This window comes from Georgenia sunbinii, assembly GCF_036421875.1.
Lineage (GTDB): Bacteria > Actinomycetota > Actinomycetes > Actinomycetales > Actinomycetaceae > Georgenia_B > Georgenia_B sunbinii.
In genome coordinates this window covers 479288-497255 of sequence record NZ_JAZGOL010000002.1, presented here as the reverse complement: position 1 = coordinate 497255, position 17968 = coordinate 479288, and the positions used below count along the sequence as shown (strand labels likewise).

At 71.7% G+C, this 17968-nt stretch carries 18 protein-coding genes; 4 read left to right on the top strand and 14 right to left on the bottom strand.

Features of this window, described 5'->3' with window-relative positions; translation table 11 throughout:
• Positions 1–148 precede the first annotated feature (148 nt).
• Positions 149–1255, top strand: coding sequence for an XdhC family protein (locus tag V2J52_RS06700; RefSeq protein WP_331226900.1), 1107 nt, complete (start codon positions 149–151; stop codon positions 1253–1255).
• A gap of 51 nt (positions 1256–1306) precedes the next feature.
• Here the strand turns inward: V2J52_RS06700 and V2J52_RS06695 are convergent, their stop codons facing one another.
• The 12 genes from V2J52_RS06695 to V2J52_RS06640 all read right to left on the bottom strand — a co-directional run bounded on the left by V2J52_RS06695 (position 1307) and on the right by V2J52_RS06640 (position 11894).
• Positions 1307–1795 carry a MarR family winged helix-turn-helix transcriptional regulator gene (locus V2J52_RS06695; protein WP_331226899.1) on the bottom strand — a complete coding sequence of 163 codons (489 nt, stop codon included), beginning with the start codon at positions 1793–1795 and terminating at the stop codon, positions 1307–1309.
• Positions 1796–1870: 75 nt separating this feature from the next.
• Positions 1871–2881 (bottom strand): FUSC family protein, encoded by a 1011-nt coding sequence (locus tag V2J52_RS06690; protein ID WP_331226898.1) that lies wholly within the window; start codon positions 2879–2881, stop codon positions 1871–1873.
• 3 nt (positions 2882–2884) lie between these two features.
• Positions 2885–3379 (bottom strand): (2Fe-2S)-binding protein, encoded by a 495-nt coding sequence (locus V2J52_RS06685; RefSeq protein ID WP_331226897.1) that lies wholly within the window; start codon positions 3377–3379, stop codon positions 2885–2887.
• Complete coding sequence (locus V2J52_RS06680; RefSeq protein WP_331226896.1) at positions 3376–4248, bottom strand: FAD binding domain-containing protein; 873 nt, start codon at positions 4246–4248, stop codon at positions 3376–3378. The genes V2J52_RS06685 and V2J52_RS06680 overlap by 4 nt, the downstream gene beginning before the upstream one ends.
• Positions 4245–6569 (bottom strand): xanthine dehydrogenase family protein molybdopterin-binding subunit, encoded by a 2325-nt coding sequence (locus tag V2J52_RS06675; RefSeq protein WP_331226895.1) that lies wholly within the window; start codon positions 6567–6569, stop codon positions 4245–4247. Before V2J52_RS06675 ends, V2J52_RS06680 begins: the two co-directional genes overlap by 4 nt.
• Complete coding sequence (locus tag V2J52_RS06670; RefSeq protein WP_331226894.1) at positions 6566–7348, bottom strand: ABC transporter permease; 783 nt, start codon at positions 7346–7348, stop codon at positions 6566–6568. Before V2J52_RS06670 ends, V2J52_RS06675 begins: the two co-directional genes overlap by 4 nt.
• Entirely contained in the window at positions 7348–8142 is a 795-nt protein-coding gene (locus V2J52_RS06665; protein ID WP_331226893.1) for an ABC transporter permease, read from the bottom strand. Before V2J52_RS06665 ends, V2J52_RS06670 begins: the two co-directional genes overlap by 1 nt.
• On the bottom strand, positions 8139–8936 hold the full coding sequence (locus tag V2J52_RS06660) for an ABC transporter ATP-binding protein (protein ID WP_331226892.1): 798 nt from the start codon (positions 8934–8936) through the stop codon (positions 8139–8141). Before V2J52_RS06660 ends, V2J52_RS06665 begins: the two co-directional genes overlap by 4 nt.
• A 22-nt stretch (positions 8937–8958) precedes the next feature.
• Positions 8959–10002, bottom strand: coding sequence for an ABC transporter substrate-binding protein (locus V2J52_RS06655; protein WP_331226891.1), 1044 nt, complete (start codon positions 10000–10002; stop codon positions 8959–8961).
• A gap of 220 nt (positions 10003–10222) precedes the next feature.
• Complete coding sequence (locus V2J52_RS06650; protein WP_331226890.1) at positions 10223–10645, bottom strand: RidA family protein; 423 nt, start codon at positions 10643–10645, stop codon at positions 10223–10225.
• Entirely contained in the window at positions 10642–10902 is a 261-nt protein-coding gene (locus tag V2J52_RS06645; protein ID WP_331226889.1) for a hypothetical protein, read from the bottom strand. The genes V2J52_RS06650 and V2J52_RS06645 overlap by 4 nt, the downstream gene beginning before the upstream one ends.
• Positions 10902–11894 carry an LLM class flavin-dependent oxidoreductase gene (locus tag V2J52_RS06640; RefSeq protein WP_331226888.1) on the bottom strand — a complete coding sequence of 331 codons (993 nt, stop codon included), beginning with the start codon at positions 11892–11894 and terminating at the stop codon, positions 10902–10904. The genes V2J52_RS06645 and V2J52_RS06640 overlap by 1 nt, the downstream gene beginning before the upstream one ends.
• 293 nt (positions 11895–12187) lie before the next feature.
• Between V2J52_RS06640 and V2J52_RS06635 the strand changes: the two genes are divergently transcribed.
• The 3 genes from V2J52_RS06635 (at position 12188) to hglS (ending at position 15449) form a co-directional block, all read left to right on the top strand.
• Positions 12188–12793, top strand: coding sequence for an SRPBCC family protein (locus tag V2J52_RS06635; RefSeq protein ID WP_331226887.1), 606 nt, complete (start codon positions 12188–12190; stop codon positions 12791–12793).
• A 66-nt stretch (positions 12794–12859) separates the two neighbouring features.
• The gene (locus V2J52_RS06630) at positions 12860–14047 is read left to right on the top strand and encodes an amidohydrolase family protein (RefSeq protein WP_331226886.1); all 1188 of its coding nucleotides are present in this window, start codon (positions 12860–12862) and stop codon (positions 14045–14047) included.
• Between the two features lie 37 nt (positions 14048–14084).
• Positions 14085–15449, top strand: a complete 1365-nt coding sequence (gene hglS, locus V2J52_RS06625; RefSeq protein WP_331226885.1) for a 2-oxoadipate dioxygenase/decarboxylase — start codon at positions 14085–14087, stop codon at positions 15447–15449.
• A 241-nt stretch (positions 15450–15690) separates the two neighbouring features.
• Here the strand turns inward: hglS and V2J52_RS06620 are convergent, their stop codons facing one another.
• Positions 15691–16869 (bottom strand): acyl-CoA dehydrogenase family protein, encoded by a 1179-nt coding sequence (locus tag V2J52_RS06620; protein ID WP_331226884.1) that lies wholly within the window; start codon positions 16867–16869, stop codon positions 15691–15693.
• The gene (fgd, locus tag V2J52_RS06615; protein ID WP_331226883.1) at positions 16866–17873 is read right to left on the bottom strand and encodes a glucose-6-phosphate dehydrogenase (coenzyme-F420); all 1008 of its coding nucleotides are present in this window, start codon (positions 17871–17873) and stop codon (positions 16866–16868) included. The genes V2J52_RS06620 and fgd overlap by 4 nt, the downstream gene beginning before the upstream one ends.
• Positions 17874–17968 lie beyond the last annotated feature (95 nt).

Genomic DNA, 17968 nt, shown 5'->3' with positions numbered 1-17968 from the left:
GCCACGGGCCGGCCATGTCATATGTACACGAACATCTTTGCCGTCGATCGGTCCGTTCGTCGCTCGACATCTCGTGAGGTGTCAGCGATGATCGAGACCTGGGTATCACATCACATCGAACGACCTTCGGACGACACTGGAGTTATCTGTGCGGGACATCCTCGACGCTGTCCGCTCGTGGCGCGAGCCGTTCGCGCTGGCCACCGTGGTGGAGACGTGGCGCTCGGCCCCGCGCGGCCCCGGCGCCGCGATGGCGGTCACCGCCGACGGTGACGTGGTGGGCAGCGTCTCCGGCGGCTGCGTCGAGGCAGCGGTGTACGAGATCTGCCAGGAGGTGCTGGCCGGTGCCCCGCCCCGCACCGCCCGCTACGGGGTGAGCGACGACGATGCCTTCGAGGTGGGGCTCACCTGCGGCGGCACCATCGAGGTCTTCGTCCGGCTGGTCGACCCGGCGCATGTCGCCCAGGTCGCCACGGCCATCGATAACCGCTTGCCGGCGGCGGTGGCGACGGTGGTCGCATCGGTCGACCCCCGCCTCGTCGGCCGGCACCTGCTGCTGCGCGACGGAAGGCGGTCCCACGGCATCGGCGCGCCAGCACTGGAGGACGCCGTCGCCGCTGCCGCCGAGGGCCTGCTCGAGCATGGCCGCAACCAGGTCGTGCGGCTCGGCCGGCACGGCGAGGGGCGGCTGGAGGACGTCACGGTGTTCGTGGAGTCGTTCGCGCCGCCGGCCCGGATGATCATCTTCGGCGCGATCGACTTCGCGTCCGCACTCGCCCGGCTGGGCAGCATCGTCGGCTTCCACGTCACGGTCTGCGACGCGCGGCCGGTCTTCACCACCCGCCAGCGGTTCCCCGACGTCGACGAGCTGGTCGTGCGGTGGCCGCACGAGTACCTGCGGGAGACGACGGTCGACGAGCGGACGGTGCTGTGCGTCCTCACCCACGACCCGAAGTTCGACGTACCCCTCATCGAGGCGGCGCTGCAGACCCCCGCTGCCTACATCGGCGTCATGGGTAGCCGCGGCGCGCACGCCGACCGCGACGCCCGGCTGCGGGAGCGCGGCGTCACCGGCACCGCCCTTGCCCGGCTGTCCTCACCGATCGGGCTCGACCTCGGTGGCCGCACCCCCGAGGAGACCGCGCTGTCGATCGTCGCGGAGATCGTCGCGCAGCGGTGGGGCGGCAGCGGGCTGCCGCTCAGCACGCTGCACGGCGCCATCCACCGCGACGAGCCGGTCGCGGTCGTCGCCTGAGGACCGGCGGCCGGCCGCACGGCTCTCGCCTGACGGCCCGCTCAGCGCCGGTCACGGCTTGGCAGGCGCGCGGTCCTCGGCAGAGATGATCCGCTGCAGCATCTCGATGAGCATGATCCGCTCGCCGGGGCTGAACGGCGCGAGGAGCTCCTCGCTCGACGCGAGCGAGGCCCGCGCCCCACGCTCGTAGACCGCGCGCCCCTCGGCGGTGATCGAGATCGTCTTCATCCGCCGGTCAAGAGGGTCCGCGTGGATCTCGACAAGGCCGCGGCGGCTGAGGCGCTGGACGATCCCGGTCATCGTCGCGGCGTCCGAGCCGACACTGCGGCCCAGGCTGTTCTGCGAGTCGGGCCCGGACGTGATGAGGCTGGCGAGGGTGGCGAACTGGATCACCGACAACGCGGTGTCATCGGCGTGCAGGAACGCCGCCGAACCCACCTGGTGGGCGCGCCGCAGCAGGTAGCCGATGTTCGACTGCAGGTCGTAGTCGCGGACGTCGTCGGCGATGACGCCCCCCTCGCGGATCTCGGTGCCGGTCATGGCTTGCTCTCTCGTTCGCTGGACAACACTTTTTCACAGTCGGTGCCTATATACCTGGCGATAGGCACGGTCACATCACAGCCCCCGCCGGGGCCGGGCCGGCGGCGGGTGGCAGACGAGCAGCACGATGACCGCACCAACGACGTTGAGGGCCACCCGCACCATCCCCTCGTACCAGTTGTGCGTCGCCGGGAAGTCCCCGACGATGAGCAGCACCGGCGGCGCGGTCACCGCCCACCACAGGTAGCTCACCGGGCGCAGCGCGAACGCGAGCACCGTGAGTACCGCGACGACGCCGGCGAGCGTCACCGCGCCGGCCCCCACCCCCATGAGGACCGCGACCAGCACTGCCGCGACGGTGTTGCCGAGCAGCCGCTGGGCGAGCCGCAGCCGGGTCGCGGCCGGGGTCGGCCGGACCGACAGCAGCACCGCGGTGATCAGCCAGTGGCCGCCGTAGACGCCCAGCGGGGACGCTGCAGCCAGCAGCACGGCGAGGGCGACGGCCACCACCCGGCGCAGCGTCCACGCACGCTCCGCGTCGGGCGACGGCGGCAGCACGGGCACGATCGGCCCCGGCCGGCCGAGCCGGGTGAGTACCGTCGCCACGGCGACGACGCCGGCACCGGCCAGCTCCCACAGGCCCGGGACCGGCGTCGAGCCGGGGACGGTGGCCACCCGCAGGCCGAGCATGAGCAGCGCGAGTGCCGCCGTCGACCCGATGAGCGGCACCGTGAAGCCCACCGCCGCTGCCGCGACGATGCCCAGCGCCACCGCCCGCTCGTCGCCCCCGGTCGCCGAGGCGAGGAGCGACGCAGCCACCACCGCGCCGGTCCTGGTGAGCAGTGTCCGGGCCGCCGCGGACGGTGCCGTGGGGATGCTCGGCAGCGCCACGAGGATCATCGCCAGCACGAACCGGCCGGCCGGGTCGGTCGCACCGGTCCGCAGCCCGAGGAGCAGCGCCCCGCCGACCGCGAGACCGAGGACGGCACTCATCGTCCAGGTGTCCGCCTGCACCGCCCGGAACGGGGCGCGCCGCCCGGCCGCGGCCCCGGCCCGCGCCAGGCCGCTGCGGAGGCGTTGCCACACCGCTCAACGGTCCGTGCTCTGTCCCGCTTCCATCACGGCATCGACGATGCCGCTGTACCCGGTGCAGCGGCACAGGTTGCCCGACAGCGCCGAGCGCACGTCCGCCTCCGATGGCGCCCGGGAGCAGCTGCCGAGCAGCTCGCAGGCCGCGACGACCACGCCCGGAGTGCAGAACCCGCACTGCAGGCCGTGGTGGCGGCTGAGCGACTCACGCAGCCGCACCGCGTGCTCGTCGTCGTCGAGGCCCTCGATCGTGGTGACCTCCCGGCCGTCGGCCTGCGCGGCGAGCATGAGGCACGAGCGCACCGAGCTGCCGTCCACGAGGATCGTGCAGGCGCCGCAGACGCCCTGCTCGCAGCCGAGATGGGTGCCAGTGAGCCCGAGCCGGTCGCGGAGGAAGTCGGCGAGGCTGAGCCGCGCGGGCACCGCCTGCTGGACCTTCGCGCCGTTGACGGTCGTGACGACCTCGACCTCGGTACCGTTCGACAGCTCGGTCATGACCACTCCTTCAGCTCGTCCGTTGCCCGGGCACGGGCCTGTGCCACCGCCTGCGCGAGTACTCCGGCCGCCACGTCCCGGACGTAGTCGACGTCGTCGGCACCGGGCTCGAGATCGGCGGTCGCCGCCCGGGCCCAGGGCTCCCAGCCGGCCGTCTCGGGCAGCCGGGGCAGCTCGGTGGCGGGCGGCTCGATGAGCACCGGGGTCTCGCCGACGCTGAGCATCGCCGCGCGCAGTTGCGTCACGGCGCCGTCGTCCGCCACCGTGACGTGCGCCCCGGCGCCGGCGATCGCGTACTCGCCGGGGCTGGCCGCGTGCTCGACGAAGCCCCAGCCGGTCCGCGGCGCCCGGTCGGGCACCGTGATCCAGGTGAGCAGCTCGTCGGGCTCGAGCGCCGTCTCGTAGTGCCCCTCGAAGAACTCCTCGGCGGCGATGGTCCGCCGGCCGCGCTCGTGGGACTCGGCGTGGAAGGTCGCGCCGAGGAGCACCATCGCGGCGGGCAGCTCACCGGCCGGGTCGGCGTGGGCCAGCGCGCCACCGAGGGTGCCGCGGTTGCGGATCGCCACGTGGCCGATCTGCGAGGCCATCTGCCCGACGACGGGGTGACGCTCGGCGAGCGTCGGGTGCTCGATGAGCTCACGGTGGGTGAGCATGGCGCCCAGGTGGACCTGACCGTCGTCGTCGAAGGACCGGGCGAGCTCACGCAGGTTGCCGAGGTCGACGACGAGGCTCGGCCGGGCCAGGCGCATGTTCATCAGCGTCAGCAGGTTCTGTCCGCCGGCGAGCGCCTTGGCGTCGGGCTCCCGCAGCGCCTCGAGCGCCGCCGTGACCGAGTCCGCGCGCAGGTACCGGAAGGGGGCGGGCTTCATGTCGTGCTCCTCGCGCGTAGGGCACGGCGGACCTCGGCCGCCGACACGGGCGTGGTCCGGACGTGGCAGCCGGCGCCGACGGCGTCGTCCACGGCGGCGGCGAGAGTCGGGTAGGCGGCGATGGTGCCGCTCTCCCCCGCGCCTCGGACGCCGATGGGGTTCTCCGGGGTGTCGACCGCGAGGTGCCGGATCTGCACGCGGGGCACGGCGTGGATGCCCGGGACCTGGTACGAGAGGAAGGTGGTGGACAGCGGCTGCCCGTCGGCGGCGTAGGCGAACTCCTCGGTCAGCGCGCCGCCGATGCCCTGCGCCACACCGCCGGCGATCTGGCCGGCGACGACGATCGGATTGATCTCCGCGCCGCCCTCGTGGGCGACGGCGTAGTCGAGCACCCGCACGACGCCGCTCGTCGGCTCGACCCCGACGATCGCCGCGTGGACGCCCATCGTCCAGGTGACGGTCCGCGGCCGGTAGACGTGCATGACGTCCAGCCGGGCGGCGAGGTTCTCCCCCGCGCCGCCGGGCGCAAGTGCTGCCGCCAGCTCCGGCCACGTCATCGACGCCGCGGCAGCGGTGAAGGTCCCCGCCCGGTAGGCGACGTCGTCGACGGGCACGCCGGCGAGCTCGGCCACGACGGCGCTCGCCCGGGCGACGAGCTCCTGGCCGGCGAGGTGCACGGCGGACCCGGCGAGGACCGCCGACCGGCTGGCGAAGGAGCCGACACCGAACTCGACGAGGTCGGTGTCCGCCCGCGCGTAGCTCACCTGGTCGAACGCGACCTCGAGGGAGTCGGCCGCGACCTGCGCGAACGAGGTCTCGTGGGACATCCCCGCCGAGGCGGCGCCGGTGACCACGACGAACCGCCCGGTGGGGTCCAGCCGGATCCGCGCCGCCTCCCAGGGGCCACGACCGGTGGCCTCGATGTAGCTGCCCACCCCGTAGCCGATCTCGAGCTCGGGGTGCGCAGCGGCGTAGGTCGCGGTGCGCGAGCGGGGCAGCATCTCCAGGACGGCCTCGAGGCAGGCGAGGTAGTCGCCGCCGTCGTAGGCGACGGGGACGCCGTCACGGTAGGGCAGCGGGCGCTCGTAGGGCATGTCCTCGGCGCGGAGGAGGTTGCGCCGCCGGATCTCCTCCGGCGTGATCCCCAGTGCGGTGGCGGCGGCGTCGAGGCTGCGCTCGAGCGCGAAGGCCGCCTCCGGCCGGCCGGCGCCGCGGTACTGCGCGACGATGCACTTGTTGGTCATCGCCGCCCGGCCGGTGATCCGCGCCGCCGGCACCCGGTAGGGGCCGAGCAGGTGGATCCCGGTGTTCGCCACGATGCCGCCGACCCACAGGCTGCCGGAACCGATGTTGACGACGAAGTCGTCCTCCCACCGCAGGATGCGGCCCTCGGGATCGACGCTCAGCCGGGTGTCGTGGACCTGGTCGCGGCCCTGGGCGGCAGCCGTGAGGTTCTCCTGCCGGTCCTCGACCCACACCACCTCGGTGCCGGTGCGCCGGGCGACCGCGGCGAGCGCGACCTCCTCGGCGTACACGTTGGCCTTGGAGCCGAAGCCGCCGCCGACGTCGGGCACGGCGACGTGGATCGCGTCGACACCTACGCCCAGCGCGCCGCAGACCGCCTGTCGCACCATGTGCGGGATCTGGGTGGAGGTCCGCAGCTCGATCCGCTCCCGCTGGGGGTCGTACCGGGCGTGGACGCCCCGCGTCTCCATCGGGACCGCGCCGTGCCGGCCCATCCGGTACCGGCCCTCGACGGTGACGGCGTCCGCCGGCAGCTCGCCAGGACCGAACTCGATCGCCAGCCGGCCGGCCTCGTTGTCCGACATGCCGGAGTGGACCGTGGGGCTGCCGGGCTGCAACGCCTCCTCGGCGTCGACCACCGCCGGCACCGGCTCGTAGCTCACCCGCACCCGCTCGACGCCGTCCTCGGCGCTGTAGCGGTCCCGCGCGACGACCACCGCGATCGGCTGGCCGACGTACGTCACGTACCCGTCGGCGAGCACCGGGATCTCCTGCGGGAACATCTCGAAGCCCGCTGCCTCGGAGAACTCCGGCGAGGGCCGGGTGAGGACCTCGATCCGGTTCATCGCCAGCCCGAGGTCCGCCACGGTGAGCACCGCGACGACCCCGGGAACGGTCAGCGCCGCCGCCACGTCGATGCCGTGGATGCGCGCCGCGGCCTCCCGGGACCGGACGAACGCCACCTGGTGGGCGCCGGCCGTCCCGTCCGCGAGGTACCGGCCCTGGCCGGTGAGGAAGCGCAGGTCCTCCCGACGGCGCACGGAGCGGCCGACGAGCGGGGAGCCGTCTGTGGTCACCGGACCTTCTTCTCCAGGTTCCACAGCGCGACGGAGATGATGAACGAGGTGGCGACGAGCAGCAGCAGGGTCGCGACCATCGTGGCGTATTCCGCATGGCTGAAGGCCTGCAGGACCACGCGGCCGAGGCCGCGGTCGGTCGCGAAGAACTCCGACAGCACCACGCCGGACATCGCCAGGCTCACCGACAGCCGCACGCCGGTGAGCAGCGGCTTGCGGATTCCCGGGAGAACGATGTGGATGAGCTGCTGCATGCGCGAGGCCTGCGTGGACAGCGCCAGCTTCCAGTACACCCGCGGCAGCTCGCGCACCCCGGTGGCGACGTTGACGAACACCGGGAAGAGCGCGAACAGCACCCCCATCGCGACCTTGCCGCCGCTGAGGCTGAACAGCTGCAGGAGCACCGGGTAGAGCACGATCTTCGGGATGCCGTTGAAGGCGATGAGCAGCGGCTCGAACAGGGCCTTGGCCCAGTCCGAGAACCCGATGACCAGCCCGAGCACGAACCCGATGCCGGCGCCCATGGCGAAGGCCTGGAGGGTGGCCACCGCCGTCCTGGCGAGGTCGATCCGGTAGGCCGCGTCGGAGAGGCTCGCGCCCAGCTCGGCGATGGTGTCGGCCGGCGACGGGATGACGAACACCAGCCCGGAGGACAGCTGCCACACCGCCACCACGGCGACGGCGAGCACCGCCGGCCCAAGCATGCCGCTGCGGGGGAGGGTGAGTCGGGGGAAGGACCAGCTGCGCGAGCGGGTCACGGCGACGTCAGGAGTGCTCATCACTTAATCCGTCCTCGGAGGATCAGCCGCTCGACCACGCCGAGCAGGACAGTCAGGGCGGTCGAGATCAGCAGGACCACGACGATGTAGGAGTACATGGCGTTGTCGTCGAAGATCTCGTAGAGGTACCGGATGCGGTACCCCAGGCCGGCCTGGGCGGTGACGAACTCCATCGCCACGCAGCCGATGAGGGCGTAGACGAGGGACATCCGCAGGCCGGCGACGAGGTAGGGACCCGCGGCCGGCAGCGCGACGGAGAACATCATCTGGCGCTGGTTGAGGCCCAGCGACTTGCCCAGCTTGGTGTAGACGGGGCGCATCGTCGACAGGCCGACATTGGTGTTCAGCGCCATCGGGATCGCTGCCATCAAGGTGGCGAGGATGATCACCGACCACACATTGATGCCGACGAGCACGATCATGAACGGGTAGAACAGCGCCAGCGGCACCGCGTACAGCGCGACCAGGTACGGCTCGAAGGCGCGCCCGACGCCGGGCACCTTCCAGAACAGGATCCCCGCGAGCAGCCCGAAGAGCGCGCCGAACACCAGCGAGACGGCGACCTCCAGGCCGGTCCGCGCGGCGTCGTCCCAGAACTGCGGATCGTCGAGGAGGCCGATGACGCCCTCGAACATCGTCGTCACCGGCGGGACGACGCTCCACCACTCGGCGCGTGCACCGACCTCGAGCAGGAGGCCGACGAGGATGACGACGACCGCCGTGCCGACCACGCTGACCTTGGGGTTGCGTGGATCGATGCGTTGACGCGGCGGCGCCGCGGTGCTCGCACTCATGCCGACTTCTCCTCCTGCTGGAAGCCGCGCATCGACTCTTCCTGCAGCGAGGACCAGATCCGGTTGTGGAGCTCGTTGAACTCGTGCGTCGAGACGATGGAGGCGTCACGCTCCGCGGGCAGGTCGACGTCGATGACGTCGATGATGGTGCCCGGCCGGTAGGACATCACCCAGACCTGCTGGGACAGCAGGATGGCCTCGCTGATGTCGTGCGTGACGAAGACGATGGTCTGGTGGGTACGGGCCCAGATCTGGCGGACCTCGGCGCCGAGGAAGATGCGGGTCTGCTGGTCCAGCGCGGCGAATGGCTCGTCCATGAGCACGACGTTCGGCTCCAGCGCCAGCGTCCGGGCCAGCGCGACGCGCTGGCGCATGCCGCCCGACAGCGTCGCCGGGTAGGCGTGCTCGAAGCCGGTGAGGCCGACGAGGTCGATCGCCTGCTGCGCCCGGCGCTTCTGCTCCTCGCGGCGCACCCCACCCATCTGCATGGCGAAGCTGACGTTCTCCGCGACGTCGCGCCACGGCAGGGTCGAGTCCTCCTGGAAGACGAACCCGATGTTGCGGTCGGGCCCGGTGACCGGGCGGCCGTGGATGCTCACCCCGCCGGACGTGGGCTTCTGAAGTCCGGCGATCACCGACAGCAGGGTGGACTTCCCGCAACCGCTCGGCCCCACGATCGAGACGAAGCTCGACTCCGGGATGTCCTGCGTGACGTTCTCGACGGCGGTGACGGTTCCGCGGGAGGAGGGGAACTTCACCCCAACATCGGTGATCTTGATTCCGGCATCAGTCATGTCTTGTCGGCCTTCCGATCGTTCAGTGGTCGTTACAGGTCGGTCTGGGCGCCCTCGGGGAGGTACTGCTGGTCGAGCGCCGTCGCCCAGTCGATCGGCTCTCCGATCTGCCCGGCGGTGACCATGAGCTCGGAGAGGTTGTCCAGCGTGTCGGCGTCGACCGTGAGGGAGTAGGCCTGGTCGAGGTCCGGGGTCTGCGCCAGGGCCTCGACCATGACCTCCTCGGACACACTGAGCAGGGGTGCCAGGTCGGCGGCCGCGGCCGCCGGGACACACGGAGCGGGGGTGCCGGGTGGGCGGCCCCCCCCCCCGGGTCGCTGACGATCCACGCGTTGAGCCGCTCGACGGCGCGGAAGAATGCCCGAAGGTTCTCCGGGTTGGTCTCGGCGTAGTCGTCATTGACGGCCACCAGGTCGGCCGGCATGTCGCCGATGATGTCGCGCGAGTTGAGCACGACCTCGGCACCGTCGTTCATCACCTTGTCGGCGATGAACGGCTGCATCGCCCAGCCGGCGGTGATCTGGCCGGCACGGGCGGCGGTCCAGTTGTCACCGGTGCCGCCGACGGCCTGTGTCGTGATGCCGTCGAGCTCGGCCTCGATGTTCTTGGTGATGAGCTCGGTGGAGGAGCCGGCCGAGCTGAAGCCGAGGACCGAGCCCTCGGTGAGCTCAGTGCCCGCGGGCGCGATCCACGAGAAGTCGTTGACCTGGAACCACGGCGCGATGATCGTGAGGTTGGAGTCCGCCTGCTGGCTGGCCAGCACGATGGAGGTGTTGCCCGAGATCGCCATGTCGGCGTCGCCGCTGGTGACCACCCGCAGCGTGTTGCCGCCACCGCTGGCCGAGTAGAGCGAGACCTCCACGCCCTCCTCCTCGAACCAGCCCTTGTCGATGCCCGCCTGGAGCATCGCCATGAACGGCAGGCTGTCGACACCGGTAGCGGAGATGGTCAGGGTGTCGGTCTCCTCGGCACCGGCGTCCTCGGCCGAGCAGGCCGCCAGCGAGACGACGAGGGCGCCGAGCGCGCCGATGGTGGCGACAGACTTCAAGCGTGACATGCGCGTCATTGCGATTTCCTCCAGTGAACAGCCCGTCGATGGGCGTCCGAGACTGTATGTGTCGAAAGTACTTCCGGAGAAGACTTGGGGATGTTCGAGCGTTTGTCAAGGATGCCCTTGGTGCCGGAATCCTCTATCTATACTCTGGCATTCGCCGCGACGGACGCGGGTTGACGGCTGGCCGCGGATGGCAGCGAGCGCCGAAGGAAGATGGTACGCCTCCAAACAACTATTGGTCGGTCGTCGAACGTCCCTGCTCGGGTCGCATGGCGACGGCGTCAATCTCCACCCGGTTGCCCGGGTTGAGGCCGCAGTAGATCGTCGTCCGCGCCGGGTACGGGGCGACCACCACGGCGTCGTACACCGCGTTCATCGCCCGGTAGTCCGCCTGGTCGACGAGGTACACCCGCATCGAGACGACGTCGGACCACGACCCGCCCGCAGCGGTGAGGACGGCCTCGAGGTTGGCGAGGGTCTGGCGGGTCTGGTCACCGACGTCCGCGCTCACCAGCTGCCCGGTGCGCGGGTCGGTCCCCACCTGCCCGGAGAGGAAGAGAAACGGTCCGCGCCGGAGCGCCTGGGAGTAGGCGGCGCGCGGCGTGGGGGCCCCGGCGGTGGCGACCGCCTCGGAGATCGTCGGGTCGGAGGTCATCGCCACCACCGCCGCTCCAGCCAGAGGCCCACCGCGGCGCCCACCAGGCCGGCCGCCGCCAGCGCGGCCGGCAGGCGCTCGTCACGGCCGCTTGGCGGCGCCGGGGCGACCGCCACCGCCGCGCCACCAGGCCTGGCGGGCGGTCCCGGGGCCGGGGCGTCAACGGCCGGCACGGCGGCCTGCCGCCGCAGCGGCGGTGGCGCCCCGGCCACCGCACTGCCCGGCGGCGGAAAGCTCGACTCCGCGGCGGCAGCCATCAGAGGCTGTCCATGATCTCGGAGAACGTGCGGATCGTGGGCTCCTTGCTCTGCCCAGGGCGCACGAATGGCACGATGGAGACCTGGTCGACGCCGAGGCCCTTGATCGCCCGGAGTCGCTCGGCGCACTCGTCGGGAGTGCCGGCGAGGGCGAAGAGGTCGACGAGCTCGTCCGGCACGAGGTCGGCGTGGGCCGCCTCGGTGTCCATGTGCTCGTAGTAGTTGTAGGTCTCCTTGATCCGGTCCACCGCCGCCTGCAGCGACGGGTCGATCGGCGCCGGCAGGGGGCGGATCGCCACCCGGGAGACGTGGGCGCGCACGAGGTCGCGGGCCTCGGTGCTGTCCTCGTTGATGGCGGTCGGCGTCCAGAGCACGATGTGCACGTCGGACAGCGACTTGCCGGCCTCCTTGGCGCCGGACTCGATCGTCTTCAGTGCCGCCTCGATGAACTCCGGAGCGGTCCCGACGAGGACGACGACGCCGTCGGCGATCCGGCCGGACATCTTGAGGATCTTCGGCGCGGAGGCGGCGATGTAGATCGGCACCTCCTGCGGTTCGGTCATCCAGCTGAGCCGGAACGCGGCGCCGCTGGTCTCCTCCGCGACCTCGCCGCCCCGGAAGAGGGTGCGGAGGTCAGCGACGCTCTTCTCCAGCTCGGCAAGCTTCTGCGGCTTGAGACCCATGGTGCGCAGCGACGAGTCGCCGGTACCGATGCCCAGCCGCGCCCGGCCGCCGGTGTACTCGTTCAGCGACGCCCAGAACGAGGCGAGCACCGACAGGTGGCGGGTGGATGCGTTGGTCACCCCGGTGCCGAAGTGGATCTTCTCGGTACCGACGGCGGCCGCGCCCATCGCGAGCCCGGACTCCCGCCAGATGTTCTGCGAGTCGCCGAACCACACACTGTCGTAGTCCAGCTCTTCGCACAGCTGCACGTACGAACGCATGACGTCGATGGGCTCCGTCGGAAAGAGCCCGATCCCCTTGCTCAGCACAGTCGCTACCCCTTTGTGGTCTGTTAGGCCGGCTCCGGACGGTAGCCGAGGCGAGCCGCCCGAGCAACCTGTCGGTGCACGTACAACCAGCACCCTGGCATCTCACCCGGATGGATGCAACGTGCCGAGTGACGGAACCGCCGACGCACCGCGCTGGTGTTCCCATATTCCGCGACCTGCGGTACCTTGACGGACACGGATCGGCCGCGCGCCGCTCCACCGGACCCCTCGACGTCGAGCAGACGCCGGACACGCGACTCATTCGTGTTCGTACGAATATCAGAAGGCGCAGCATGGAACTCATCAACACGTTCGACGTGGCGGCCGAGCCGGCGACGGCCTGGCAGACCGTGGGCGACATGGAACAGGTCGCCAGCTGCCTGCCCGGTGCAGTCATCGAGTCCCGCGACGGCGACAGCTACCACGGCCGGGTATCGATCAAGGTCGGCCCGATCTCCATGGGGATGGGTGGGACCGCCACCGTCGTCGAGCGTGACGACGTCAGCCATCGCATGCGGGTGCAGATCCGCGCCGAGGACGCCGCCGGTCAGGGCACCGTGGAGGCGACGATGGTCGTCTCGGCCGACCCCTCACCGGTGGGCACCACGATCACCATCGCCACCACCATGCAGCTCGGCGGCAAGGTCGCCCAGTTCGGTTCGGGGCTGATCACGCAGGTCTCCGGCCGGATCGTCAAGCAGGTAGCCAAGCGGATGAGCGCTCTCGTCGAGTCGCGCACCGCCGCACCGGGCGGGGCACCGGCGCGGCCGGCGACCCCCGCCGCACCTGCTGGCGGCACCCGCCGGTGGTCGCGTCCCGTCGCGCCGATCGCCGCGGTCGCGCTCGCCGGCGTGATGTTCGGCTGGTCCCTCGGCCGGTCCCTGCGCCGATCGGCGTGACCACGTACCCGACAGGTCGGTCATGTGGCCGCACCGCTCCATGAACGATCACGGAAGAGACCAGACATGAAGATCCTCATCGAATCCATCGGCACCCTGGTGACCGGCGAGCTCGGCACGCCGGCGGTGCGGGACACCAACCTGCTCATCGAGGACGGGGTGGTCGCTGGCATCGGCGTCGACGTCACCTCTCCCGACCGGGTGCTCGACGCCGGCGGCCTCACCGCCATCCCCGGGCTCGTCGACGGCCACGTCCACCCGACCTTCGGTGAGTGGACGCCCGCCCAGAACGCCATCGGCTGGTACCACAACTACCTCCACGGCGGCACGACGTCGATGGTCTCGGCGGGCGAGCTGCACATCCCCGGCCTCGACTTCACCGCCCTCACCCCCGAGCTGGTGATGGCGATCGCCACCGTGTCGCGGCACACCACCGCCCGGATGCGCCCGTCGGGCGTCAAGGCCGTCGCCGGCACGATCTTGCTCGTCCCGGGGATGACCGAGGAGCACTTCGACCGACTCGCTGCCGAGGGGGTCACCCAGGCGAAGTTCATCTTCTACGACTGGAACCTGCTCGACTCCGGCGAGGCCGTGCAGTACCTGCAGTGGTGCCGCGAGCGGGGCATCACGGTCAAGATGCATTCCGGCGGGGTGTCACGGTCGGGCTCCAGCCGGGTCGCCGGCTTCGACATCGTCGCCGCGATCGGCCCGGACATCGTCGGGCACATCTCCGGCGGTCCCATCCCGATGCCCGACGCCGACATCCGGCAGGTCGTCGAGCACCTCCCGGAGACCGCGCTCGAGGTGTGCAGCTCGATGAACTACCGGGCCACCGCACTCGTCGCCGAGGAGCTGATCGCCCGCGACGCACTCTCCCGACTCACGCTGGGGACCGACACCCCTGGTGGGACCGGCGTCATCCCCCGCGGCATGCTGCGCAACATCTGCATGCTTGCCTCGATGTGCGGGGTGGACCCCGCCGACGCCGTCGCCGCGGCCACCGGCTCCACCGCCCGGGCGCACGGCCTCGACGTCGGGGTGCTGGCCCCCGGCCGCCCGGCGGACCTCGTGCTGCTCGGGCCCATCACTGGGTCCGACGGCGCCGACGCGCTCGAGTGCTTCGCGCTGGGCGACCTGCCCGGCATCGCGACGGTCATGGTCGATGGGGTGCCCCTCGTCGACGGCCGCAGCGAGCAGACCCCGCCACCCCGGCAGGCCGCCACCTGGCGCGCACTGTCCCCCGCCCTCGTCTAGCCGCACACCCGTCCGACACACCGAAAGAAGGCGACCGATGACCGACGTCCTCCCCTGGCAGCTCCGCGCTGCGTTCGCGCGCAGCCTTTCCGACATGTACGGCACGGAGGTGCCTGCCTACACGAGCCTCCTCGAGGTGTCCCACGCGGTCAACGCCGACGTCGTGGCCCGGATCGGCACCGACGCCGAGCGGCTCGGCAGCATCGACCGGGTCACCGCCGAGCGTCACGGCGCGATCCGGCTCGGCACCCCGCGCGAGATGGCCCAGGTGGCCAAGATCTTCGGCGCGATGGGGATGTTCCCGGTGGGCTTCTACGACCTGCGCGAGGCAGCCACCAGCGCCGCCATACCGGTCATCTCGACCGCGTTCCGGCCGCTCGACGCCGATGAGCTGGCCCGCAACCCGTTCCGGGTCTTCACCTCCATGCTCACGCCCTCGGACCGGCGGTTCTTCTCCGCCGACCTCCAGCGACGGCTGGAGAGCTTCCTCGACGCCCGCGAGATCTTCCCGCCCGAGCTCATCGCGATCGCCGAGCGGGCCGAGGCCGACGGCGGGCTGCCCGCCGCGGACGCCGAACGGTTCCTACAGCTGGCCACCGCCGCGTTCGAGCTGTCCCGCGAGCCGGTCGACCGGGCCTGGTACGACGAGCTCGAAGCGGTGTCCGCCGTCGCCGCGGACATCGGTGGGGTGCCGAGCACCCACATCAACCACCTCACCCCCCGGGTGCTGGACATCGACGACCTCTACACCCGGATGGAGGACCGCGGCATCACCATGATCGACGACATCCAAGGCCCGCCGCGGTGGGAGGGGCCCGACGTGCTGCTGCGCCAGACGTCCTTCCGGGCGCTGGCCGAGCCGCGGGCGTTCCGGATGCCCGACGGCACGGTGGAGACGTCCTCGCTGCGGGTGCGGTTCGGTGAGGTCGAGGCGCGCGGCATCGCGCTCACCCGCGAGGGGCGCGCCATCTACGACCGGGCGGTGGCCGAGGTGGACGAGCGCTCGGCAGGCCTGGACGCCGCGGCGCGCCAGGAGATCAACCGCGAGGTGTGGCGCCGCGACTTCCCGACCACCGAGGCGGAGCTCGCCGCGCGCGGCCTGGGCTACTTCACCTACGCCGTCGCCGGCGGCACCGCGGTGCCCGAGCCGATCGTCTACGAGGACTTCCTGCCGCGCTCGGCGGCGGGCATCTTCCAGTCCAACCTCACCGACGACGGCGCCAAGGACGTCAGCCAAGAGGGCGTGGCCCGCGACGCCGACTGGATGTCCGGTGCCATCGGGCGCGAGCTCAACGACCCGTTCGAGCTCTACGGCCGCCAGAGCGCCGCGTCCCGCGACGCGGCCGCCGCCGAACTGGGGATCAGCCCCGACGAGCTGCTGGCCCAGGTCCACACCGGCTGAGACACCACCCGCGCCCCCGGGCCGCCGGTGGACCGGGGGTTCGGCTCAGCCGGCCGCGGTGGACCCCCCGATCCATGATCCCAACCCCCGATCCTCACGCGCGGGGCGCAGGGCGCGCGGCGCGCGGGCGCGGCGCGCGGCGCGCGGGGCGCGGGGCGCGCGGGAGGGGGGAGGCGCGCGCATGGGGAGGCACGTGCGGGTGGGGCGGGCGCGCGGGCGTCCACGCGGCCCGGGCGCTGGGTCAGCGGAAGGCGGCGTGGCCGGTGATGCGCTGGCCGAGGACAAGGGTGTGGACCTCGTCGGTGCCCTCGTAGGTGCGCACCGACTCCAGGTTGGCGGCGTGGCGCAGCGGTGAGTGGTCGAGCGTGATGCCGTTGCCGCCGAGGATGGTGCGGGCCTCCCGTGCGACGTCGATCGCCACCCGGCAGTTGTTGAGCTTGCCCACCGAGATCATGTGGTGCTCGAGGGTGCCGGCGTCCTTGAGCCGCCCCAGGCGCAGCGCGAGCAACTGGCCCTGGGCGATCCCCAGCGCCATCCGCACCAGCTTGTCCTGGGTGAGCTGGAACGCTGCCAGCGGCTTGTCGAACTGGACCCGCTGCTGCGCATAGGCCAGCGCGGCGTCGAAGCTGTCGCGGGCGGCACCGAGCACGCCCCAGACGATGCCGTAGCGGGCCTCGTTGAGGCAGCTGAAGGGCGCGCGCAGGCCCTCGCTCAGCGGCAGCACCGCGTCCAGCGGCAGGCGGACGTCGACGAGCTCGATGTCGCACTGCACCGAGGCGCGCATCGAGAGCTTGGGCTCGATCACCGTCGCGGTGAAGCCCGGGGTGCCGGTCGGGACGAGGAAGCCGCGCACGCTGGTGACGCCGTCGGCGCCCGTCGCCCTCGCCCAGATGACCGCGACGTCCGCGATCGACGCCAGCCCGATCCAGCGCTTGGCGCCGCGGAGCACCCAGGAGTCGCCGTCGACGGTGGCCGTGGTCGCCATCCGGGACGGGTCGGAGCCGGCCCCGGGCTCGGTCAGCCCGAAGCAGCCGATGAGCTCACCGGCGGCCATGCCCGGCAGCCACCGCTGCTTCTGCTCGGCCGACCCCCAGGTGGCGATCGCCGTCATCGCCAGCGATCCCTGGACGGAGACGAAGGTCCGGATCCCGGAGTCCCCGGCCTCGAGCTCCTGCATCGCCAGGCCGTACTCGACGGCGGACCGGCCGGCGCAGCCGTGGCCCTCCAGGTGCATCCCGAGGAGCCCGAGCGATGCCATCTCCGGTACGAGCTCGCGCGGGAAGCGGGCGTCCTCGTACCAGCGGGCGATGTTCGGCCGGATCCGCCGGTCCACGAACTCCCGGACCGCTGCACGCACCGCCAGCTCGGCGGTGCTGAGCTCGTCGTCCAGCCGCAGCAGGTCTGCCGCCGTGGCGGTCACCGGTCCGCGGTGAGGCGACGCAGCCGAGGCAGCACCTCTTCGCCGTAGAGCTCGATGAAGCGCGCCTGGTCAGGCCCGGGGGCGTGGAAGACGAGGTGCTTGAAGCCGAGGTCGATGTAGGTGCGGATCTTCTCGACGTGCTCGTCGGGGTCGTCCGAGACGATCCACCGCGAGGCGGCACGCTCCAGCGGCAGTGCGTCGGACAACCGCTGCATCTCGATGGGGTCCTCGACACCGACCTTCTCCTCGGGCGAGAGCGCCAGCGCCGCCCAGTGCCGGCAATCTTCCAGCGCCCGCTGCCGGTCCGGGTCGAACGACACCTTGACCTCCATCATGAGGTCGAGGTCGGCCACCGTACGTCCCGCCCGCTCGGTGCCCTCGCGCAGCGCCGGCAACAGCTTGTCGGTGTACAGCTCCGGGGCCTTGCCGGACGTGGTGATGAAGCCGTCCGCCTCGCTGCCGACATAGCGGGTGGCGATCGGGCCGGAGGCGCCGATGTAGATCGGCACCTGCTGCTCCGGCCGGTCGTAGATGGTGGCCTTCTCGGTGCGGTAGTACGTGCCCTCGAAGTCCACCCGCTCCTCGGTCCACAGCCGGCGGATGAGCGCGACGGCCTCCCGCAGCCGGGCGAGGCGCTCCTTGCCGGCCGGCCACTCGAGGCCCAGCGCGCTCTCGTTGAGCGACTCGCCGGTGCCGACGCCGAGGATGACGCGCCCGGGGAAGAGGCAGCCGAGGGTGGCGAACGCCTGCGCGATCATCGCCGGGTGGTAGCGGAACGTCGGGGTGAGCACCGAGGTGCCCAGCACGATCCGTTCGGTGCGCGCGCCGACCGCGCCGAGCCACGGCAGTGCCGCCGGCGCGTGCCCACCGTCATGACGCCACGGCTGGAAGTGGTCGGAGATGAACGCCGACTCGAACCCCGCCTGCTCGGCGAGGACGACGTAGTCGACCAGCTCCGACGGACCGAACTGCTCCGATGATGCCTTGTACCCGAACCTCAACACTGAGTCTCCTTTGCCACGGTCGTCGGCGCGGTGGTGCGCCGTCCGATCGTATCTAATTGTTCGTAGACATACGACCTGTCGGGCACCGCGAATAT